17 protein-coding genes, 1 pseudogene and 1 riboswitch are annotated in these 20,777 nt (G+C 62.7%); of the genes and pseudogenes, 10 read left to right on the top strand and 8 right to left on the bottom strand.

The genetic code is table 11. From position 1 onward, the window contains the following. Nucleotides 1-7: 7 nt before the first annotated feature. A complete protein-coding gene (locus tag N0Q91_RS06475; RefSeq protein WP_275597635.1) occupies nucleotides 8-1,654 on the top strand; it encodes a thiamine pyrophosphate-binding protein in 1,647 nt (548 codons plus the stop codon). 35 nt (nucleotides 1,655-1,689) lie between these two features. Here N0Q91_RS06475 and N0Q91_RS06470 read toward each other — a convergent pair whose 3' ends face one another. Both N0Q91_RS06470 and N0Q91_RS06465 read right to left on the bottom strand, forming a co-directional pair. Next, entirely contained in the window at nucleotides 1,690-2,028 is a 339-nt protein-coding gene (locus N0Q91_RS06470) for a protein tyrosine phosphatase family protein (protein WP_010969769.1), read from the bottom strand. Nucleotides 2,029-2,097: 69 nt separating this feature from the next. Beyond that, complete coding sequence (locus tag N0Q91_RS06465) at nucleotides 2,098-2,937, bottom strand: DUF4432 family protein (protein WP_275597634.1); 840 nt, start codon at nucleotides 2,935-2,937, stop codon at nucleotides 2,098-2,100. Between the two features lie 167 nt (nucleotides 2,938-3,104). Here N0Q91_RS06465 and N0Q91_RS06460 point away from each other — a divergent pair. Both N0Q91_RS06460 and N0Q91_RS06455 read left to right on the top strand, forming a co-directional pair. Further along, nucleotides 3,105-4,512 (top strand): annotated as a pseudogene (locus tag N0Q91_RS06460) (L,D-transpeptidase family protein). A gap of 187 nt (nucleotides 4,513-4,699) precedes the next feature. Beyond that, nucleotides 4,700-5,989: an NAD(P)/FAD-dependent oxidoreductase gene (locus N0Q91_RS06455; protein ID WP_275597633.1), complete on the top strand. Its 1,290-nt coding sequence runs from the start codon at nucleotides 4,700-4,702 to the stop codon at nucleotides 5,987-5,989. Between the two features lie 26 nt (nucleotides 5,990-6,015). Here N0Q91_RS06455 and N0Q91_RS06450 read toward each other — a convergent pair whose 3' ends face one another. The 6 genes from N0Q91_RS06450 to N0Q91_RS06425 form a co-directional block, all read right to left on the bottom strand. After that, nucleotides 6,016-6,732: an AAA family ATPase gene (locus N0Q91_RS06450; protein WP_003529183.1), complete on the bottom strand. Its 717-nt coding sequence runs from the start codon at nucleotides 6,730-6,732 to the stop codon at nucleotides 6,016-6,018. A gap of 209 nt (nucleotides 6,733-6,941) precedes the next feature. Further along, nucleotides 6,942-8,087, bottom strand: a complete 1,146-nt coding sequence (locus N0Q91_RS06445) for an iron-containing alcohol dehydrogenase (protein WP_018095489.1) — start codon at nucleotides 8,085-8,087, stop codon at nucleotides 6,942-6,944. After that, the gene (locus N0Q91_RS06440; RefSeq protein ID WP_127711242.1) at nucleotides 8,084-9,469 is read right to left on the bottom strand and encodes an aldehyde dehydrogenase family protein; all 1,386 of its coding nucleotides are present in this window, start codon (nucleotides 9,467-9,469) and stop codon (nucleotides 8,084-8,086) included. Before N0Q91_RS06440 ends, N0Q91_RS06445 begins: the two co-directional genes overlap by 4 nt. Nucleotides 9,470-9,659: 190 nt before the next feature. Next, entirely contained in the window at nucleotides 9,660-11,024 is a 1,365-nt protein-coding gene (locus N0Q91_RS06435; protein ID WP_100671727.1) for a glutamine synthetase family protein, read from the bottom strand. A gap of 93 nt (nucleotides 11,025-11,117) precedes the next feature. Next, nucleotides 11,118-12,665 carry an amino acid permease gene (locus N0Q91_RS06430; protein WP_275597632.1) on the bottom strand — a complete coding sequence of 516 codons (1,548 nt, stop codon included), beginning with the start codon at nucleotides 12,663-12,665 and terminating at the stop codon, nucleotides 11,118-11,120. 107 nt (nucleotides 12,666-12,772) lie between these two features. Beyond that, nucleotides 12,773-13,546 carry an N-formylglutamate amidohydrolase gene (locus N0Q91_RS06425; RefSeq protein WP_100671729.1) on the bottom strand — a complete coding sequence of 258 codons (774 nt, stop codon included), beginning with the start codon at nucleotides 13,544-13,546 and terminating at the stop codon, nucleotides 12,773-12,775. A 169-nt stretch (nucleotides 13,547-13,715) separates the two neighbouring features. Here N0Q91_RS06425 and N0Q91_RS06420 point away from each other — a divergent pair, with 169 nt between their 5' ends. The 7 genes from N0Q91_RS06420 (at nucleotide 13,716) to N0Q91_RS06390 (ending at nucleotide 20,627) form a co-directional block, all read left to right on the top strand. Continuing rightward, the gene (locus N0Q91_RS06420; RefSeq protein WP_275597631.1) at nucleotides 13,716-14,594 is read left to right on the top strand and encodes a MurR/RpiR family transcriptional regulator; all 879 of its coding nucleotides are present in this window, start codon (nucleotides 13,716-13,718) and stop codon (nucleotides 14,592-14,594) included. Between the two features lie 186 nt (nucleotides 14,595-14,780). After that, a complete protein-coding gene (locus N0Q91_RS06415) occupies nucleotides 14,781-15,884 on the top strand; it encodes an ABC transporter substrate-binding protein (protein ID WP_018095497.1) in 1,104 nt (367 codons plus the stop codon). A 77-nt stretch (nucleotides 15,885-15,961) separates the two neighbouring features. Continuing rightward, complete coding sequence (locus N0Q91_RS06410) at nucleotides 15,962-16,843, top strand: ABC transporter permease (protein ID WP_018095498.1); 882 nt, start codon at nucleotides 15,962-15,964, stop codon at nucleotides 16,841-16,843. Further along, nucleotides 16,840-17,628 carry an ABC transporter permease gene (locus N0Q91_RS06405; protein ID WP_275597630.1) on the top strand — a complete coding sequence of 263 codons (789 nt, stop codon included), beginning with the start codon at nucleotides 16,840-16,842 and terminating at the stop codon, nucleotides 17,626-17,628. Before N0Q91_RS06410 ends, N0Q91_RS06405 begins: the two co-directional genes overlap by 4 nt. A 4-nt stretch (nucleotides 17,629-17,632) precedes the next feature. Then, nucleotides 17,633-18,694 carry an ABC transporter ATP-binding protein gene (locus tag N0Q91_RS06400; protein ID WP_275597629.1) on the top strand — a complete coding sequence of 354 codons (1,062 nt, stop codon included), beginning with the start codon at nucleotides 17,633-17,635 and terminating at the stop codon, nucleotides 18,692-18,694. A 114-nt stretch (nucleotides 18,695-18,808) separates the two neighbouring features. Continuing rightward, nucleotides 18,809-18,974: riboswitch (FMN riboswitch) on the top strand. An 89-nt stretch (nucleotides 18,975-19,063) separates the two neighbouring features. After that, nucleotides 19,064-19,537, top strand: coding sequence for a 6,7-dimethyl-8-ribityllumazine synthase (locus N0Q91_RS06395; protein ID WP_018095501.1), 474 nt, complete (start codon nucleotides 19,064-19,066; stop codon nucleotides 19,535-19,537). Between the two features lie 205 nt (nucleotides 19,538-19,742). Beyond that, entirely contained in the window at nucleotides 19,743-20,627 is an 885-nt protein-coding gene (locus tag N0Q91_RS06390; RefSeq protein ID WP_275597628.1) for an AraC family transcriptional regulator, read from the top strand. The last annotated feature ends 150 nt before the right edge of the window (nucleotides 20,628-20,777 follow it).

Raw genomic sequence — 20,777 nt, 5'->3', positions numbered from 1 at the left:
GGTGCACATGAAAACGGGCGGACAACTGGTGGTGGAGGCGCTTGCCGCAAACGGGGTGAAGCGCATCTCTTGCGTACCGGGAGAAAGCTATCTGGCGGTGCTCGATGCGCTTTACGACGCCGACATCGAGGTCGTCGTCTGTCGGCAGGAGGGCGGGGCCGCAATGATGGCGGATGCCTGGGGCCGGCTGACGGGCGAGCCCGGCATCTGCATGGTCACCCGCGGCCCCGGCGCGACCAATGCCTCCGCCGGCCTCCACGTGGCCCGGCAGGATTCGGTTCCGATGATCCTCTTCATCGGCCAGGTGCAGCGCGACGCCCGCGAGCGGGAGGCTTTTCAGGAAATCGAGTATCGCCGGGCCTTTACCGAAGTCGCAAAATGGGTCGGCGAAATCGACGATCCGGCGCGCATCCCGGAATTCGTGACGCGCGCCTTCGCCGTCGCGACGTCCGGCCGTCCCGGCCCCGTGGTCCTGACCTTGCCGGAAGACATGCTGACACAGAGCGCCGAAGCACCGGCCGCACGCGCTTACCGGCCGGTGGAAAGCCACCCCGGCCCAGGCCAGATCTCCCAGCTTGCAGAGCTTCTCTCCACCGCGAAAAGGCCGATCGCCATTCTCGGCGGTACCCGCTGGTCCGCCGAGTCCGTAGCCGGATTCCAGAGCTTCGCCGAGCGTTGGCAGCTGCCTGTCGGCTGCTCCTTCCGCCGCCAGATGCTTTTCGACCACCTGCATCCGAACTATGCGGGCGATGTCGGCATCGGCATCAATCCGTCGCTGGCAGGCGAGATCCGGGATGCCGACCTCGTCCTCCTCGTCGGCGGGCGGTTCTCGGAGATGCCTTCCTCCGGCTACACGCTGATCGACGTCCCCTACCCCAGGCAGACCCTGGTGCATGTCCATCCGGATCCGGGCGAGCTCGGCCGGGTCTACCGTCCGGACCTCGCAATTGCCGCGAGCCCGCGCGACTTCGTCGCGGCGCTCTCGAGCCTGACGCCTTCGGCCGAGCCCCATTGGTCCGCCCGCACCGGGGAAATGCATGCGGCCTACCTCAAATGGTCGACGCCGCCGGAAAAGGGACCGGGCGACGTGCAGATGGGCCCGATCGTGAACTGGTTGGAGGCGAATACGAGGCCGGAGACGATCTTCACCAACGGTGCAGGCAACTACGCCACCTGGCTCCATCGCTTCCACCGTTTCCGGCGTTACGGGACGCAGGCTGCTCCCGCTTCCGGTTCGATGGGCTACGGCCTGCCGGCCGCAGTCGCGGCCAAGCATCTGCATCCCGACCGCGAGGTGGTCTGCTTCGCCGGGGACGGCTGTTTCCTCATGCACGGCCAGGAGTTCGCGACCGCCGTCCGCTACGAACTCCCCATCATCGTGCTCGTCGTCAACAACGGTATCTACGGTACGATCCGCATGCACCAGGAGCGCGAATATCCCGGCCGCGTCAGCGCGACGGATCTGACGAACCCGGATTTCGCAGCGCTCGCCCGCGCCTATGGCGGCCACGGCGAAACGGTGGCGAGGACGGAAGAATTTGCAGGCGCCTTCCTGCGGGCGCGTGAGAGCGGCAAGCCGGCTATCATCGAGATCAAGCTCGATCCGGAAGCGATCACGCCGACGCGGACGCTGAGCGAAATCCGGAACGGGTGAGTGCATTTGGTGGCCCGGCTGCAGCCGGGCCCGCCTCAGCCCCGAATGTGCAGCGTCTGCTGATAGACTGCGGTGGAGCGGGCGCCGGAGCGGCAATAGCCGAGCATCGGTCGCTGGAACTCGTCCAGTGCGTCGACCATGCTCTTGACCGCGTCCGCGGTCACGCCCATCGGGCCGACCGGGATATGGGTGATCTCCAGCCCGAGTTCCTGGGCACGTGCCGCGATGGCGTCGAAGGTCGGCTGATCGGGGGCCTCGAAATCCGGGCGATGACAGACGATGGACTTGAAGCCGAGCGCCTTGATCTCGTCGAGGTCGTCGACGGTGATCTGGCCCGAAACCGAGTACTCATCGTTGATCTGGCGAATGTCCATGTGGCGTCCCTCAAGAAAAGCGTTGCCCTGATTTAGGCCCGGCGCCGGGCGGCGTCAATCGAGAAGGCGTCATCGGGAGACGGTGAAAGCCAGGCGATATTCACGCGACTGACCGGGCTTAAGAGCACCAAGCTCCCCGTTTGCGGCAAGTTCGGGCCGTTTCGCCAGGCGATGCGAGGCCGGTTCGATGCTGACGACGTTGGCGCCGCCGCGCTGACAGCGCCACATCTGCAGGAACGGCAGCGTCTCGGTCCGGAACCGCACACGGAGTGCACGCCCGTGAAGACCCGGCATTGCGGTCAGCGCCACCTCCGACCATCCGTCACAGGCAACGGCAGGCCGGCAGAAATGCGCGCTATCCCCCTCGCCGAAGCGCCAGGGAAGCGATCCGCCGTCGACCGACGGGCTTTCGATCCGCGTCATCTCGCCGAGCAGCCGGCCCGCGATGTTCATGTGATACATCATCATCGGCGCAAAGGCCGACGAACCGATGTTGACGACGCGGTCGGCAAGCGTCACGGCGTGCGCGGCCGCATCGACTTGCCAGAGCCGCTCTATGGCCGCTCGGCCGCCGCAGGCGAGATCGACTTCGGTCACCGCAGTACGGCGATCGCCTGCCCCGCACATCTCGGTCTGGCTGACAGGCGTTCCGGCGAGCGAACCGTGCAGGGGATAATATGCGCCGGCGCCGCCTTCCAGAGCCTCGGGATGACGAATGTGCTCAGGACCGCAGGTGAACAGGAAACCCGCAAGCGCGCGGTCGATCCGCGGATCGCCGTCCGAGGGGATCGCCGCGCCGGGCGACAGGTCGACGCCGGCGACGACGAAGGCCGCGACATCGAGTGCCGAGGACGGGTCGAACAGGAGGTGGATCGCGGCGCCATCGGTCGCGTTCAAGGTCGTCCGCATTTCACCTCCTCAGAAGGAGCCCGGAATCAGGCAGAGAATCCATGATAGTCGAAGCCTCGGAACCGGGCCATTTCGGCGAGCGTTGCAATGGGCAGGATGTTGGCCTAACTAATTTAACCGGCTGTTCATGATGAATTCACTTTTTTCACATTAACGTCCAAATCGGTATGTACCGCCGCAAAGCAACCGCCATGAAGACAGGTTCCCTGAGTGACGCCCGCGACCCGCACCGGCCTTTCGCTCTTCGCAGCATTCGCCCTCATCGCCGTGGAGCTTGCGCCCGCCAACGCACAGGATGCCTATGGTGGCTATTGGGGCGGCGGCGACGTGATGCTCGTCACCCCCGAAGGCGACATTCTCGACTATATCCCAGGAGAGGCCGAGGTTCACGCCATGCGCGACCGGCGCGGACGCACGGTGCTCGTGGATCCGTGGGGCAATATCGTCGCCACCGTCGTGCCGAATGACGGCTATGGTCGCGGACAGCGGCGCCGCCAATACGGGCGCGATGGCTATCCCGATCCCCGCGATCGCGGTTACGGCTATTCCGAGCCCGGCGAGTTTACCGGCGCCATTCCCGAATATCGCGATATTGCGCCCGCTCCGGTCGAGCGCGAGGATCTGCCCAACAGCCTTCCCTCGCTCTCCGATCGTGAAGAGGCCGCCTACGATCCGCAATACGATGACCCGCTGGCACAGCCGATGCCGCCGGCCATGACGGTGAGGGGAAAGTCGCGCGCCGAGATCGCTGCCCTGCAGGTCTTCCTCGACCGCGAAGGCTTTTCTCCCGGCGTGATCGACGGCAAGATGGGCTCGAACGTCACCAAGGCCATTGAAGCCTGGCAGCAGGCAACGGGTGAAACGCTCGATCCGAACAATACCGAAGACATTCTCGAGCGGCTGCGCTTCAACGGCGGCTTGCCGATTACGACCTACACGATCACCGCGGCGGATGCGGCCGGCCCCTTTGTCGCCTCCATCCCGGAAGATTACGCACACAAGGCGCAGCTGCCGCATCTGTCGTTCACGTCCGTGACGGAGATGCTCGGCGAAAAGTTCCACATGGACGAGGCCTATCTGCGCGAGCTCAATCCCGGTGCCGATTTTTCAATTCCCGGCACAACGATCAAGGTCGTCAATCCCGGCCCGAACAAGAAGGGCAAGGTGGCGCGCATCCTCGCGGACAAGGCCCGCAAGCAGGTGCTCGCCTACGACGAAGCGGGGAAACTGATCGCCGCCTATCCGGCCACAATCGGCTCCTCCGACACGCCGTCGCCTTCCGGGACGGTGCATGTCGAGCGTATCGCCTTCGATCCTGGTTATACCTATAACCCGAAGATCAACTTCCAGCAGGGCGCGAACGACAGAATCCTGCAATTGCAGCCGGGTCCGAACGGCCCGGTGGGCACCGTCTGGATCGCACTGTCGAAGCCGACCTACGGCATTCACGGGACACCGGAGCCGTCGAAGATCGGCAAGACCCAGAGCCATGGCTGCGTCCGCCTTACCAACTGGGATGCGACCGAACTCGGCAAGATGGTGAGCACTGGCGTCACGGTCGAATTCGTCGACTGACGCACGACAATCAGCCAAACGTGCCGCGTGAATGCGCATGATCGCGACACGCTTGAGCTGCCTCGAATGCCATGCGGCCCTGCCGGCCGCAGCAGGCTCATGACATCATGAAACATTGTCATGAAAAACTCCGCCGCATTGCCTTTATCACAGGCGAAACACCCCTGACTCTAAGGAACTGTCCGCGATGGCAACGGAGCGTGCTCTCCCCAATCTCTGGCATGCGACGGCACCGGCCGCTCCGCGCACCGCTCCGCTAGCAGGCGACCTGGCGGTCGAGGTGGCGATCGTCGGAGGTGGTTTCACCGGCCTTTCGGCCGCGCTTCATCTGGCCGAGACAGGCGTCAGGACGGCGGTGATCGAATCGCGGATGATCGGCTTCGGGGGTTCGGGCCGCAATGTCGGCCTGGTCAATGCCGGCATGTGGGTGCAGCCCGACGACCTGATTGCAACGCTCGGAGCAGCCGCGGGCAATCGGCTTCTCGACGAACTCGGCGACGGCCCGTCATTCGTCTATGATCTCGTTGCGAAACATGGAATCGAATGCGAAGCCGTTCGCAACGGCACGCTGCATATGTCGGTCGGCGCGGAAGGGCTCAAGGAAATCCGGGAGCGCGAGGCGCAATGGAAAAAACGCGGTGCTCCGGTTGAGGTGCTTTCGGCAGAAAAGGCGCACGCGCTTTCAGGGGCCGAGTGCTTCACAGGCGCACTGCTCGACCGTCGCGCCGGAACGATACAGCCGCTCGCCTATGCGCGGGGATTGGCGCGCGCGGCGCTTGCCGCCGGCGCCGAAATCTTCACCGATACCCCCCTCCTTGGAGCCAGCCGCCAAGGCGATCTCTGGAAATTGAAGACCGGGCGGGGGACGGTCACGGCCCGTCACGTCATTTTAGCGACCAACGCCTATGGAGGCCTTGTCACCGATGTCCCATGGAAGGAGTATCGGCAGGAACTGACGATCCTTCCCTATTTCCAGTTCGCGACCAATCCGCTGCCCGACAACGTGGCCGAGCGCATATTGCCCGAACGGCAGGGGGCTTGGGACACCGGGCTGGTGATGACCTCCTTCCGCATGGACAAGCAGAACCGGCTGATTTTCGGATCGATCGGCAGGCTCGATGCGATCGCCGCGGGCACACACCGGGCCTTCGCCGCCCGGTCCTTGCGCAAGCTCTTCCCCTTTATCGGGGATTTCCGCTTCGAATATTGGTGGGACGGCCGCATCGGCATGACCACGAACAATCTGCCGGCCATGCATGTGCTCGCCCCGAATGTCGTATCGATCAGCGGATATAACGGCCGCGGCATAGCCCCAGGTACGGTCTTCGGCCGCGCGCTTGCCCGTCACGTCACCGGCGACACGTCCGCGATCCCGCTTGCCGAGACGCCGGTCACGCCGGATCCGTGGCGGACTCTGAAATCCGTCTTCTACCACGCCGGCGCCCAGGCCAAGCATTTCATCGATAAAAGGTTCTGAACGGCAACGCCCTTCGCGATCGATCGCTACGCCGCCCGCGGCAAAGCCGAGCGCAGACGGGACATCAGGGCGCGGCGTGCGGTCACGGGGAGCAGGTTCTGCACCTCGGCGGCAAGCGCGTATGCGTTTTCGCGCGCCTTGTCGAGATTGCTGACCCTGTTCGGGTCCATCATCTGCAGGGTGCCGCCGCACTCGAAGATTTCGCGATAGGCAACACGCTCGACGATCGGCGTATCGAGGACCGAAACGCCGCGGGAGGCGAGCAGCGCCTTGATCGTCTGCAGCGCTCGCGTCGTCACCAGCGAATTGACGCGCGTCAACACGACCGAGTGGTTGATGCGTACCCTCGCCTTCTCTCCGATATGGCGGATAAGTTCAAGAATCTGTACGGCCCCCCGCGCATCCATGGCACAGCCCTGAACCGGTATCAGCACGTGATCGGACAGCCCCAGCGCCAAGGCGACGATCGCGTCCTTGGCTCCGGCGAGGTCGATGACGATGAAATCGGCCTCACCCTTGAGTTCGCGGATATGACAGGGAAGCGAAGCCGGAGTGACGTGCGAGATCACCTCGAGATTGGCGACACGGCCGGACACTTCGGACCAGCTCGTGATCCAGCGCTGCGGATCGGCGTCCAGTACCACGACGCGGTTTCCCTGCCTCGCCAGTTCCGTCGACAGGATCAGCGCCGCGGTCGTCTTTCCCGCACCGCCCTTTGCATTGGCGAATGTGATGACCGCCATTTCTCTCACCTCGTCCTTGCTCGTTTCCGGTCCGCCGAGCGATGCCCCGGCGCGCGGTTTCCTTAATAGAACCTTGCAGAACATGGTTAACGAAATGGAAACTTTTGGCCCCCAAAAGTTAACCGTGGGGCGCATTTTCCGTTGAAGAGCAACGAAAAAGCCCGGAAAACATGGGTTTCCGGGCTCGAAAAAATTAACGACGGCTCCCGTCAAATGCATTCGGCGAACAGCTTTTTGGCAGCATCGAGCGTCAGTTCGACGGGATTGCCGCCGGCCGTCGGATCGACGATCGCCATCTCGGCCATCTCGTCGATACGGTCCGTGCCGACACCAAGCGCCGACAGCTTGTCGGGAACGCCGAGTTCCTCCCGGAGCTGCAGCACATAGTCATAGAAGCCGTCGAAACCGCCCGCAATGCCGAGATAGGCGGCGGCGCGACCGATCTTCTCCTCGATCGCGGAGCGGTTGAACCGCAGGACCGGGGGCATCACCACGGCGTTGGTCATGCCGTGATGGGTGTTGTAGATCGCGCCGACGGGATGCGACAGCGAGTGGATCGCGCCGAGCCCCTTCTGGAATGCGACCGCCCCCATGGCCGCCGCGCTCATCATATTGGCACGGGCTTCGAGGTCGGTGCCGTCCTTATAGGCGCGCGGCAGGTATTCCTTGACGAGCCGCATGCCCTCGAGGGCGATACCTGCCGACATGGGGTGATAGAAGGGAGACGAATAGGCTTCGAGGCAATGGGCAAAGGCGTCCATGCCCGTGCCGGCGGTGATCACCTTGGGCATGCCGACCGTCAATTCCGGATCGCAGATCGTGACGCCAGGAAGGAACTTCGGATGGAAGATCACCTTCTTCACATGACTTGCCGAATTGGTGATGACGCTGGCGCGCCCGACTTCTGACCCGGTGCCGGCGGTCGTCGGCACGGCGACGATCGGCGCGATACCTTCGACGCTCGCACGGGTCCACCAGTCGCCGATATCCTCGAAGTCCCAGACCGGCCGCGTCTGGCCGGCCATGAATGCAACGCACTTGCCGAGGTCCAGGCCCGAGCCGCCGCCAAAGGCGACGACGCCGTCATGGCCGCCGTCACGGAACGCTTTCACGCCGGCTTCGAGGTTCCTGTCGTTGGGGTTCGGATCGACGTCCGCGAAGATCGCGCGTCCGAGGCCACCCGCTTCCAGAATATCGAGCGCCTGCTGCGTGATCGCCATCGGGGCAAGTCCGCGATCCGTTATGAGCAGAGGCTTCTTGATGCCGAGCGCCTTGCAGTGGTCGGCAAGCTCCTTGATCCGGCCGGCGCCGAATTTGACGGCGGTCGGATAGCTCCAGTTGGCGGTGATGGTCATGCGGTCACTTTCTTGAGGTGATAGGATTTCGGGCGGGTGAGGTTGTGGAAGCCGAGCACCGAGAGCGAGCCGCCCCGGCCGGTCTCCTTAACGCCGGTCCAGCACAGCGCCGGATCGAGATAGTCGGCGCGATTCATGAAAACCGTGCCAGTTTCGAGCTCACTGCCGATCCGCGCCGCGCGCTCCGCATCCTTCGTCCAGAGCGACGCGGTAAGACCGTACCGGCTGTCGTTCATCAATTCGATCGCCTCGGCGTCGCTCTTCACCTTCATGATGCCCACGGCCGGCCCGAAGGTTTCCTCGCGCATGAACTCCATGGAGTGATCGACGTCGACAAGGACTTGCGGCGCCAGATAGGCACCGCCATCGTCCTGCGGGAAGAGCTTCGGGTCGATCAGCGCCTTGGCACCCCTGGAGATCGCATCGGCGATCTGATTGCGCACGGTTGCCGCAAAGCGCTTGTTTGCCATCGGACCGAGCGTCGTCTCCGGATCGAGCGGATTGCCGAGCTTGTAATTGGACGCCCAGGCGACCGATTTCTCGACAAAGGCGTCATAGAGCGACTCATGCACATAGATGCGCTCGATGCCGCAGCAGCACTGGCCGGAATTGTAGGTCGCGCCGTCCATCAGCGTGTCGACGGCCGCGTCGAGGTCGGCATCCTCCATTACATAGCCAGGATCCTTGCCGCCGAGTTCGAGGCCGAGGCCGGTGAAGGTGCCGGCCGCCGCCCGCTCGATCGACCGGCCGCCTTCGACCGATCCGGTGAAGTTGATGAAGTCGAAGCTCTTGGCGGCAATCAGCGCCGCCGTCGTGTCGTGATCCAGGAACAGGTTCTGGAAGACGTCCGCCGGAACGCCCGCCTCGATGAAGGCGCGCACCATGCGCTCGCCGACGAGGATCGTCTGGCTGGCGTGTTTGAGGATCACGGTATTGCCGGCCATCAGCGCCGGCGCGACCGTGTTGATCGCGGTCATATAGGGATAGTTCCACGGAGCAATGACGAAGACGACGCCATGCGGCTCGCGCGCGATGCGCCGCTCGAAGCGGTCGCTCTCCTCCACGACGAGCGGCTTCAGCGCATCGGCCGCGATCGAGGCGACGTAATTGGAGCGCTCGTTGAATCCCTTGAATTCGCCGCCATAGCGTACCGGCCGGCCCATCTGCCAGGCGAGTTCCGGCACCACCTCGTCGACCATCTCGTTGAGGCGTGCCACGCCGGCAAGCACCAGCTTCACACGTTCATCGAGCGGGCGCCTGGCCCAGGCCTTCTGCGCGAGGCGCGCATGTGCCACGGCCTGCCTCGCCATCTCCAGCGGCATTGCCGGGCGCTCGGCATAAACCTCGCCGTCGACCGGCGAAACACATCGGATCATCGTCATGATCGTCTTCCTGTTCTCATTTCACAATGAACTCCCCTCCCAACCCTTCCCACGCGAGGGCGGGGCTTGACCTGCGGCACCGCTCCGCACGGTAATTCGGCCATGCTCCTTGTGGAGGCATCGGCTTTCGATAGGAGGGTGCCGCAACGTAGCCCATCCCCCTCGTGGGGAGGGATTGTGGAGGGGCGTTTTACGCCCTTTCGAACCCGCGCGCGACCTCCCAGTCGGTCACCCGCCGGTCATATTCCTGCTGCTCCCATTCTGCGGCGTGCACATAATGATCGACAACCTCTTCGCCGAAGGCGGCACGCAGCATCTTCGAACCGGAAAGCGCCTCGCTCGCCTCTCTCAGCGTATGCGGGATCTCGCGCACCTCCTTGCCCTGGTAGGCGTCGCCCACGAAGGGTGCCTCCAGTTCCATCTTGTTCTCGATGCCGGAAATGCCGGCCGCGATCAGGGCGGCAAAGGCAAGGTATGGATTGAGATCGGAGCCGCCGACGCGGCATTCGATGCGGATCGCCTTGCTGCCCTCACCGCAGAGGCGATAGCCGGCGGTGCGGTTGTCCTTGCTCCAGATCGCCTTGGTCGGAGCGAAGGTACCGGCCATGAAGCGCTTGTAGGAGTTGATATAGGGCGCCAGGAAATAGGTGACCTCGCTCGCATGGGCGAGCTGACCGGCCACATAGTGGCGCATGAGCTCAGACATGCCATACTGCCCGTTCTTGTCGAAGAACAGCGGCGTTTCTCCGTCCTTGCTCCAGAGCGACTGGTGAATGTGCGACGAGGAGCCGGCGGCCGAGTAGTTCCATTTGGCAAGGAAGGTGATCGCCTTGCCGCGCTGCCAGGCGATTTCCTTGCAGCCGTTCTTGATGATCGCATGCCGGTCGGCCATCGTCACGGCGTCCGCGTAACGGACGTTGATCTCCTCCTGGCCGGCGGACGCCTCGCCCTTGGAGTTCTCGACCGGAATCCCGGCACCCTGAAGACCGTTGCGGATCGCCCGCATCACATCCTCTTCCTTGGTCGTCTGGAAGATGTGGTAATCCTCGTTGTAGCCGCTGGCGAGCTGCAGGTCGCGATATCCCGAGAGCCTCGCATCGTCATAGGACTGATCGAAGAGGAAGAATTCGAGTTCGCTCGCCATATAGGCCTTGAAGCCCAAGGCTTCGAGGCGCGCCACCTGCTTCTTCAAAATGGCGCGCGGCGAGTGCGGCACTTCCGCATGCGTGTCATGGTCCAGCATGTCGCAGAGAACCAGCGCGGTGCCTTCGAGCCACGGAATGCGCCGGAGGGTCGAGAGGTCCGGCTTCATCGTGTAATCGCCGTACCCTTTCTCCCAGCTCGTCGCCTTGTAGCCGGGAACGGTCTCCATCTCCATATCTGTGGCAAGCAGGTAGTTGCAGCTATGCGTCTCCTTCCATGCGCTTTCCACGAAATATTCCGCATGAAACCGCTTGCCCATCAGGCGGCCCTGCATGTCCACCTGGCAGGCGAGCACCGTGTCGATGCGGCCGGCGGCAACATCCTCTTTCAGTTCCTCGAACGAATAGCTCATGAAAGTGTCATCCCATGTTCGGCGCGGCCGTTCCCTTGAACCGCGAAACGAAGCGGGGATCGCGGTCGCGACCCCCACTCTCTTGATGTTGGTTCAGGCTTCGCCGACCGCCTTTTCGGCAGCGGCGATCTCGGCCTGGCGGCGCGCAACCTCGTCGCCGATCGGCGGGCCGCGGAAACGGCGGTTTTCGAAGGCGAACCAGATGATGCCGGTCACGATCAGGAAGCCGACGGTGATGTAGAGCGCCCAGTCGTTCGGCGGCTGAATGCCGAGGACGAAGATCAGCACCATGGCGACGATAGAAAGGATAGCGAAGAGCTTGAACATGCCCTCACCGAGGTTCCACGGCCCCATCTTGTCCCACTTCGATGTTCCCCAGGCGAACAGACCCAGGGTGATCGGGATCGCGAAAGAGAAGAACAGGAAGATGACGGTGCAGGAGACGACGATCGTGTAAACCGGCGTGTCGCCTATCGACACCAACGACGATCCCCAGACGAAGAGCACCGCAAGAATGGAACCCGTCCAGATGGCGGCCACCGGCGTGCGATAGGTCGGGCTCACCTTCGACAGCGCTTTGGAGGCCGGCAGGCCGCCGTCCCGCGAGAAGGCGAAGATCATGCGGGAAACCGAGGTAACCGTTGCCAGCCCGCACAGCCACTGACTGACGAATATGGCGAGGTAGAGGATATCCTTGATGATCGGGTTGACCTGGGCGTCCATCGCCCAGAAGAACACGTTCCAGCCCTGCTTGGCAGCCTCGTCCATATCAGGAATCATCAATACGAAGGAGCACAGCATGATGTAGCCGAAGAGAGCGGCCCAGAGCACGGAGGAAATCATGCCGCGCGGCACGGAATGTGCGGCCTTGACCGTTTCCTCCGAGGTATGGGCAGAGGCGTCATAGCCGGTGATCGTGTAGATCGGCAGCAGCAGCCCGAGAAGGAACACCCAGGTTCCCGAGGTTTGCGGCCACACATTGCCGCCCGTCTCGCCCGAATAATTGGAGAAGGTGAAAAGACGGCTGATCTCGTAGGTGTCGGCAGCGGCAAGGCAGACCAGCGCGAGGAGGATCGCGGTAACGAAGATCAGATAGCCCGAGAAGTCGGTGAGTTTCGCCGTCAGTCCGATGCCCATATGGTTCACGAGCGCCTGCGCGCCGGTGATGATCGCCAGGAAGACGATGCGCGTCATCGTCGTGTCCTCGAGACCGAAGTAAGGCGTTCCGAACGAGCCCATGAAAAAATAATAGGTGCCGACATTGATGGCGCCGAGAACGGTGACCAGACCGAGCAAATTGAACCATGCGGTCAGCCAGCCGGTAAAACGGTTGCCGAGGATTGAACCCCAGTGATAGAGGCCGCCGGCGGTCGGATAGGCGGAGCTGATCTGCGCCATGGCGACCGCGAAGACAAACGAGATGAAGCATCCGAGCGGCCAGCCGATGCCGATCGCGGCGCCTCCGGCCCCGGAAGTCGCCTGCGCCAGCGAGTTGATGCCACCGGACAGAATGCAGATGATCGAGAACGAGACGGCGAAATTCGAGAACTGGCTCATTCGCCTTTCGAGTTCCTGGGCATAGCCCATCGAATGCAGGATCTGCATATCCTGCTTCTTGTCGACTTCGGTGTAGTCTGACATCCTTTTCCCCTGTTTCTCCAAGACCCGCCGCGCCATTGCGGAAGATCATGTCACCCCTGCTCCGGAAACCGGAGCAGCACCGCGGCTTTGCCGCTCCCCAGGGTCTTTTAGTGCGCCGGAAGGGCAGCCACGCTCTTCGCGAGCAGCCCCGCCAGATAATCGGCCATGACCCTTTGGCCGACTTTATCGCGGATGAGATCGTTGCGGATCTCGATCATGACATTCGGCACGCCAAAGCGGACGCCGTACTCGATCAGGCTGTGCGTCACACCGTCGGCCGGCCCGTAAGGCTCGTTGCGGCGGACCTCGTAACCCGCCTCGCCGATGGCTGCGGCGGCAAGCATGCGGTCCGCGAGCCGGCTGTCGGCGTCGTGCAGAATGCCTAACTCGACTGTCCGCGGCTTGCCGAAATAGATCGGCGTGAAACTATGCATGGTCACGAGAACCGGCCGCCTGCCTGCGGCCTTGCGGTCTGCGACCGCGCGCGTCACCGCCTCCTGAAACGGCAGATAGATCTCCTCCACCCGCGAACGCCGCTCCGCCGCCGACATGGTCCTGTTGCCGGGCACGTCATAGACCTCGCTGAGGACAGGCATCGCCGCGTCAGACTCCGGCGGCCTGTTGCAGTCATAGGCGAGCCGGGAAAAACGTTGATGGATGACCGTGCCGTCAAGCTTTTCGGAGAGCAATCGGGAGACTGCCAGTGCGCCGGGATCCCAAGCGACATGACTCTCGAGCGCCTCCTTCGAAAGGCCGAGCGTTCCCAGCCGCTCGGGCATCCGGTTCGAGGCATGCTCGCAGACGAAGAGGAATTCTCCCTTCGCTTCGGCGTTCTCTATCGCGACCGGGTCGCCCTCTGCCTCAGTCAAAAGTCCCGTCAAAACCGGCCCCCAATGCCTCGTCAGACGATGGTTGTGAAGAGAATTCTTCACGAATCGGCACGTGTCAATGGAAAACTGAAACGATCTTTTCAAAATTGCGATTGACTCCGATTGTGACAGCGATGTTTAATTTCCGGCAAGCTGGCAAAGACCGGCCAAGGGGACGACATTGAACGGCAACACGGCTTCCATGACGGTGTCGGATGTGATCAACGCACATTTCGCCGCGCTGACGCGCGCCGAAAAGCAATTGGCGGAGACACTTCTCGACAATTACCCGGTCTCCGGTCTCGGTTCGATCACCACGGTCGCCGAGAACGCCGGCGTTTCGACGCCGACGGTCGCCCGCATGGTTCAGAAGCTCGGTTTTCGCGGCTTCCCGGACTTTCAGGCACGGCTTCATCAGGAGCTCGAGGCGACGATCTCCAATCCGATCGCCAAGCACGACCGCTGGGCGGCCAGCGCGCCGGGGACGCATACGCTCAACCGCTTCGCCGACGCGGTCATGGGAAACATGCGCCAGACGCTGTCGCAGATCGAACCCGCGGAGTTCGACACGGCCGCCGCACTCGTTGCCGATTTGAAGCGCAGGGTCTATCTCGTCGGCGGGCGCATCACCCGCTCTCTCGCGGATTACCTCTTCACTCATCTTCAGGTCATCCGAACCGGCGTGACGCAGATCGCCGCGAACCCGAGTTCGTGGCCGCATTACGTGCTGGACATGCGCCCGGGAGACGTCCTCATCCTGTTCGACATCCGCCGTTACGAGCAGGAGATGGAAACGCTCGCCCGCTCCGCCCGAGACCGCGGCGTCGAGATCATCCTCTTCACGGACCAGTGGGGCTCTCCGGTCGCCAAGTCTTCATCGAAGGTCTTCCGCGCCCGGATCGAGGTTCCCTCCGCATGGGACAGTTCCGTGATGCTGCTCTTCCTCGTGGAGGCGCTGATCGAGGCGGTACAGAGCTCGAACTGGGACCAAACTCGGGACCGGATGAGGACGCTGGAGGGCCTGTTCGATTCCACCCGCATTTTCCGCAAGCCGGTCTAGGAGGGCTCCGGCGGCTTGAATTCCCTGATGGAAGAGCAATCAGGCGACATTCGAATGCAACCGGGGCGGATTGCTCCGAAGCCGACATATCTGCCGCAGGCGGGACAAGGCCTGTCACATAAGCTTCATCGCATATCTTTAACTGCATCGGCGAAATTGAACGAAAACCCAATAAGGAGAACGCCAGTGATTTCAAGGACTCAACGCCTGCTCTCGCTTTCGACCGCCATGCTGCTCGCAACGACGGCAGTAGCCGTTGCCGAGCCGAGCGAAGAGCTCATCGCAGCCGCCAAGAAGGAAGGCACGCTGACGACAATCGCGCTCCCGCACAATTGGTGCGGGTACGGCGACGTGATCGCCGGCTTCAAGGCCAAATACGGCATCGAAGTCAACGAACTGAACCCGGATGCGGGCTCCGGAGACGAGATCGAGGCGATCAAGGCCAACAAGGGCAACACCGGCCCGCAGGCCCCCGACGTCATCGACGTCGGCCTCTCTTTCGGCCCCTCGGCCAAGGCCGAAGGCCTGATTCAGCCCTACAAGGTCTCTACCTGGGACACTATTCCGGACACGGCCAAGGATCCGGAAGGCTATTGGTACGGCGACTATTACGGCGTTCTCTCCTTCGTGGTGAACACCGATATCGTCAAGGACGTGCCGAAGGACTGGGCGGACCTCAAGAAGTCCGACTATGCGAACTCGGTCGCCCTCGCCGGCGATCCGCGCGCATCCAACCAGGCGGTGCAGGCGGTCTACGCCGCAGGCCTCGCGGCCGGTGAAACCGATGCGGCAAAGGCCGGGGAAGCGGGCCTGGCCTTCTTCGCCGAGGTCAACAAGGCCGGCAACTTCGTCCCGGTCATCGGCAAGTCCGCCTCGCTTGCGCAAGGCTCGACGCCGATCATCATCGCCTGGGACTATAACGGCCTCTCCTGGCGCGACAGCCTGAACGGCAACCCGCCGGTCGAAGTCGTCGTCCCGGCCTCCGGCGTCGTCGCCGGCGTCTATGTGCAGGCGATCTCTGCCTTCGCTCCGCATCCGAACGCCGCCAAGCTCTGGATGGAATATCTTTATTCGGACGAAGGTCAGCTCGGCTGGCTGAAGGGCTACTGCCACCCGATCCGCTTCAACGACCTCGTCAAGAACGGCAAGGTTCCGCAGGAAATGCTCGACAAGCTGCCGCCGGCCGCATCCTACGAAAAGGCCGTGTTCCCGACACTCGACGAGCAGGCCAAGGGCAAGGAAGCGATCACCACCAAGTGGGACAGCGTCGTCGGCGCGAGCGTGCAGTAACTGCCATTGCGTACCTCCCCGCCTCGTACGTGGCGGGGAGGTCATTTTCCTCCGACGCCGGGACAGCCGAAAGCTTTATGACCACGACAACAGCAGCAGCACCCCTGATCAGCAAACGAGCGATCATCGACTGGCTGGGCATCGCGCCCTTCATGATTTTCGCGCTGATGTTCCTGGTCGTTCCGACGCTCTATCTCGTCACCGGCGCCTTCCTCACGCCTGCAGGCGAGTTCACCTTCAAGAATATCGGCGATCTCTTCACGCCCTCGATCCTCTCCGCCTACTGGATTTCGATCCGCGTATCGGTCGCCTCCTCGCTCGGCGGCGCGCTCATCGGCTTTTTCCTCGCGTGGGCGATCGTGCTTGGCGGGCTGCCGGGCTGGATTCGCTCCGGGCTCCTCACCTTTTCCGGCGTCGCCTCCAACTTCGCGGGCGTTCCGCTCGCCTTCGCCTTTCTCGCGACCCTCGGCCGCACCGGTCTTGTCACCGTGTTTCTGCGCGACTGGTTCGGCTTCAATCTCTATTCGACGGGCTTCAATCTCCTGAGCTTCCTCGGCCTCACCATCACCTACATGTATTTCCAGATCCCGCTGATGGTGCTGATCCTTACGCCGGCGCTCGACGGCATGAAGAAGGAATGGCGCGAAGCTTCCGAAATTCTCGGCGCCTCCACCTGGCAATACTGGCGCATGGTGGCGCTGCCGATCCTCTGGCCGAGCCTGCTCGGCACGACGCTCCTGCTCTTCGCCAACGCCTTCGGCGCGATCGCCACCGCCTACGCGCTGACCGGCAGTTCGCTCAATATCGTCCCGATCCTGCTCTATGCGCAGATCCGCGGCGACGTGCTCCATAATCCGAACCTCGGCTATGCGCTGGCGCTCGGCATGATCGTCATCACCGGCATCTCCAATATTCTCTACATCTGGCTGCGGATGCGCGCCGAACGGTGGCAGAAATGAAAGCAAGACGTCTCGGTGCCTGGATCGCCATCGCCATCGGAGCGAGCTATTTCATCGTCCCGCTGCTCGGCACGGTGGAATTCTCGCTGCGCATGCGCCGCGATGCCTATTCCCTCGACGCTTACCGGTCGGTCTTCTCCGACTTCCAGTTTCGCGAGACCTTCGGCTATTCGATGCTGATGGCGTTTTTCACGATCATCTTCGGCATGCTGCTGGTGGTGCCGACCGCCTATTGGGTGCGCCTGCGCCTGCCCCAGGTCCGCCCCGTCATCGAGTTCATCACGCTGCTGCCGCTCGTCATTCCGGCGATCGTCATCGTCTTCGGCTATCTCAGACTCTATAATTCGTCCTCGTTCCTGCCGCTGACCGGCTCCACTTCCGGCACCAACGCGCTCCTGATGTTCTCCTACATGACGCTGTCGCTTCCCTATATGTACCGCGCCGTCGACACGGCGATGCGGGCCATCGATGTCAGAACGCTGACGGAGGCCGCGGAAAGCCTCGGCGCCAAATGGCCGACCATCCTCTTCCGCTGCATTTTCCCGAATGTGATGAGCGGCGTGCTTTCCGGTGCCTTCATCACCTTCGCGATCGTCATGGGCGAATTCACCATGGCGGCGCTCCTCAACCGCCCGGCCTTCGGCCCCTATCTGCAGCTTGTCGGCGCCAACAAGGCCTACGAGCCTTCGGCGCTCGCCGTCATCGCATTCGCGATCACCTGGCTCAGCATGGGATTGATCCAGCTGGTATCGCGCTTCCAGAAATCCGCTCCGGCCAAGGCTTGATCACATGGCATTCCTGCAACTGACCAACATCCAGAAATCCTTCGGCCCGGTCCAGGTCGTGCATAATTTCGACATGGGGATCGACCAGGGCGAGTTCGTCTCCTTCCTCGGCCCCTCCGGCTGCGGCAAGACGACCATACTGCGCATGATTGCCGGCTTCGAAACGCCGTCCGGCGGCTCGATCTTCATCGACGGCAAGGACCAGGGCACGCTCAAGCCCAACCAGCGCAATATCGGCATGGTGTTCCAGGCCTACGCACTCTTTCCCAACATGAATGTTCACGACAATGTCGCCTTCGGCCTCAAGGTCGCCGGCGCTTCCAAAACGGAGATCGAGGCACGGGTGAAGCAGATGCTCGGACTGATCAAGCTCGAGCATCTGGCGGACCGCTTCCCCTATCAATTGTCCGGCGGACAGCAGCAGCGCGTGGCGCTTGCCCGCGCCCTCGCCGTCAAGCCGCAGGTGCTGCTCCTCGACGAACCGCTCTCCGCGCTCGATGCAAAAATCCGCATCTCGCTGCGGGAGGAGATCCGGCAGATCCAGCAGCAGCTCGGCATCACCACGGTATTCGTGACGCACGACCAGGAAGAGGCACTGTCGATCTCCGACCGGATCGTCGTCATGAATGCCGGCCGCGCCGATCAGATCGGCACCCCTTTCGAGATCTACAACACCCCGGCCACACGATTCGTCGCCTCCTTCGTCGGCACGCTCAACATCATCGAGGGCAAGGTGGCCGATCCCGCAAGCGGCGCGGTCACCATCGGCGGGCAGCGGATTTCGCTGAAAGAGCCGATAGCCGGGGCAAAGGGCGGCGACAGCATTTCGCTGGCACTCAGGCCGGAAGCAGGCTCAATCGCCGAGGGTGCCAGGGGCGATACCGCACTTCCGGGCCAAGTCGTATCGAGGAGTTTTCTCGGCTCCGTCATCCGCACCAAGCTGCGGGTCGGCGAAGACATCATCTCCTTCGATATGTTCAACGATCCGGGCATGACCCCACCGGTCGCCGGCGAGAGCGTCACGCTGCGCTTCGCGGCAAAGGACCTGCTCGTCATCCGCGAATAGACCGGCGGGAATGAATTGTTCAGGGGCGCGAAATCCTTGGAAAATTCTGTCGTGATTTTTCGCTGTTACGTCGCAGCACAGATTTGACGGCGGCGAAACAGCCGCTATAGTCGCAAGCGTTCTCAGGGCGGGGTGAAATTCCCCACCGGCGGTAGCGAACACAGGATCGGGAATGGTCGGTGGTCGAAGCCCGCGAGCGCTTCGCATTTTCGTGCGAAGGTCAGCAGATCCGGTCGAATTCCGGAGCCGACGGTTATAGTCCGGATGGAAGAGAGCAAGCAGAGGCGTCGCCCCTCCCCGGGGTCTTCGCACATGCATGTTCGCCCGACGGGATCATTGGAAAATGCCAACCCTGAAAGGCTTGAGACCATGACCATACTTTCCCATCCCTCCGCCAAGATCGCCATCGTCCGCGCCCGCTGGCACGCCGATATCGTCGATCGTTGCGTCGACGCCTTCATTGCGCAATGGACGAAACTCGGCGGCAGCGCCGCCGATGTCGAGATCTTCGACGTGCCGGGAGCGCTCGAAATCCCGCTGCATGCGCAGGCGCTCGCCAGGACCGGCCGCTACGCGGCGATCCTCGGCACCGCCTTCGTCGTCAATGGCGGCATCTATCGCCACGACTTCGTCGCCGGGACGGTGCTCGACGGCATGATGCGCGTCCAGCTCGATACCGACGTGCCGGTGCTCTCCGCGGTCCTGACACCCCACAACTTCCAGGAAAGCGAGCCTCTGATCGCCTTCTTCCGCGACCATTTCGTCGTCAAGGGCGAGGAAGCCGCGAATGCCTGCGCGCAGATTCTCGATGCGCGTGCGAAGCTCGCGCTGGTCGACGCCTGAAACGGTGCTGCCCCTCTCCCCGGGGCTAAACCCGAGAGGCGCAGATGTACCAATTCCATTCAGAAAAAGGGCGCGGTCGGCATCGGCCGCGCCTTCACACTGAAGCGATTGAAACCCCACGCGATCCGCGATAACAAACTTGAACAACACCTGAAGGATTACTGCGGTCGGGCTTGGCAAGCCGGCAGGACCGGAGAAAGCGACGATGACATTTCAGCCGCGCATGCAGAACAGGATCAGCGGGTTTTCGATCATCGGCGGCCTCAACCGCAGAGAGTGGAATGGTGTGGTCGCGGATGTCTGGGATGTGGAATGCGTTCCGCATGCGGGCGGCTATTATATCGCCGAGGACCCCCGCATGTTCATCGTGCTCGACGCCAAGGGCGGCGGCAATTGCAGGGTGAAGCTCGCCGCAAACGGCAAGGGTGCCGTCCAGAACTACCATCGGCAGGCCCTCTCCTATATCCCGGCCGGAATGGAGCTCTGGACCGATGTCGTCGACATCCATTACATCCGGCATCTCGATCTTCACTTCGACATCGATGCGCTCGGCAGACGCCTGAAGGAAGACCTGGACGCCGCGGCAATCGAGACGCCCCGGCTGATGTTCCAGGACGAACGCTTCCTTACGATCGCCGGCCTGATCGCAGCCGAGTGCCTCAATCCCCAGCCCCTCCACGATCTTTACGGCGACGGCCTCACGGTGGCGCTTTTCATCGATCTCATGAAGATCGGCAAGCGAAGCGGCCGCAAGCGCAGCCAGCTTGCGGCGTGGCAATTGCGGCGGGCCGTCGATTTCATCGAGGAGAATTTCGCCCGTAATGTCCGGCTCGAGGAACTCGCCGACCTCACGGGCCTTTCCCAATCGCATTTCAGCCATGCCTTCAAGGCTTCGACGGGTGTCGCGCCTCACCAGTGGCACATCGATGCGCGGGTCGAACGGGCAAAGCAGATGCTGCTCAGGAGCGACGCCCCGCTGACCTCGATTGCCGCCGAGACGGGCTTTGCCGATCAGGCGCACTTCACCCGTGTGTTTCGCAAGGCAGTCGGCACGACTCCGGCCTTTTGGAAGAAAAGTCACACCGCCTGACCAGTCCGCCGGCAGCGCGCAGTTTTGCCCAAAATCGTTCAATTTCCCGATATCGGGACAAGCGCCGCCAAAATAGTTGATCTAGACACTCATCTTATCGTCGACAGTGCCGGTCACGCGGGGCAACGCGGGGCCGGCCGATTTTTCGAG

The sequence above is a fragment of the Sinorhizobium prairiense genome, assembly GCF_029201645.2.
Classification (GTDB): Bacteria; Pseudomonadota; Alphaproteobacteria; order Rhizobiales; family Rhizobiaceae; genus Sinorhizobium; species Sinorhizobium meliloti_A.
This window is presented reverse-complemented; position numbering and strand designations above follow the sequence as displayed.

What these genes read in the sequence shown, in the direction of transcription:
- N0Q91_RS06475 (WP_275597635.1), top strand. Translation starts at nt 8, where the DNA reads ATGAAAACGGGCGGACAACTGGTGGTGGAGGCGCTTGCCGCAAACGGG.
- N0Q91_RS06470 (WP_010969769.1), bottom strand. Translation starts at nt 2,028, where the DNA reads ATGGACATTCGCCAGATCAACGATGAGTACTCGGTTTCGGGCCAGATC.
- N0Q91_RS06465 (WP_275597634.1), bottom strand. Translation starts at nt 2,937, where the DNA reads ATGCGGACGACCTTGAACGCGACCGATGGCGCCGCGATCCACCTCCTG.
- N0Q91_RS06455 (WP_275597633.1), top strand. Translation starts at nt 4,700, where the DNA reads ATGGCAACGGAGCGTGCTCTCCCCAATCTCTGGCATGCGACGGCACCG.
- N0Q91_RS06450 (WP_003529183.1), bottom strand. Translation starts at nt 6,732, where the DNA reads ATGGCGGTCATCACATTCGCCAATGCAAAGGGCGGTGCGGGAAAGACG.
- N0Q91_RS06445 (WP_018095489.1), bottom strand. Translation starts at nt 8,087, where the DNA reads ATGACCATCACCGCCAACTGGAGCTATCCGACCGCCGTCAAATTCGGC.
- N0Q91_RS06440 (WP_127711242.1), bottom strand. Translation starts at nt 9,469, where the DNA reads ATGACGATGATCCGATGTGTTTCGCCGGTCGACGGCGAGGTTTATGCC.
- N0Q91_RS06435 (WP_100671727.1), bottom strand. Translation starts at nt 11,024, where the DNA reads ATGAGCTATTCGTTCGAGGAACTGAAAGAGGATGTTGCCGCCGGCCGC.
- N0Q91_RS06430 (WP_275597632.1), bottom strand. Translation starts at nt 12,665, where the DNA reads ATGTCAGACTACACCGAAGTCGACAAGAAGCAGGATATGCAGATCCTG.
- N0Q91_RS06410 (WP_018095498.1), top strand. Translation starts at nt 15,962, where the DNA reads ATGACCACGACAACAGCAGCAGCACCCCTGATCAGCAAACGAGCGATC.
- N0Q91_RS06405 (WP_275597630.1), top strand. Translation starts at nt 16,840, where the DNA reads ATGAAAGCAAGACGTCTCGGTGCCTGGATCGCCATCGCCATCGGAGCG.
- N0Q91_RS06400 (WP_275597629.1), top strand. Translation starts at nt 17,633, where the DNA reads ATGGCATTCCTGCAACTGACCAACATCCAGAAATCCTTCGGCCCGGTC.
- N0Q91_RS06395 (WP_018095501.1), top strand. Translation starts at nt 19,064, where the DNA reads ATGACCATACTTTCCCATCCCTCCGCCAAGATCGCCATCGTCCGCGCC.
- N0Q91_RS06390 (WP_275597628.1), top strand. Translation starts at nt 19,743, where the DNA reads ATGACATTTCAGCCGCGCATGCAGAACAGGATCAGCGGGTTTTCGATC.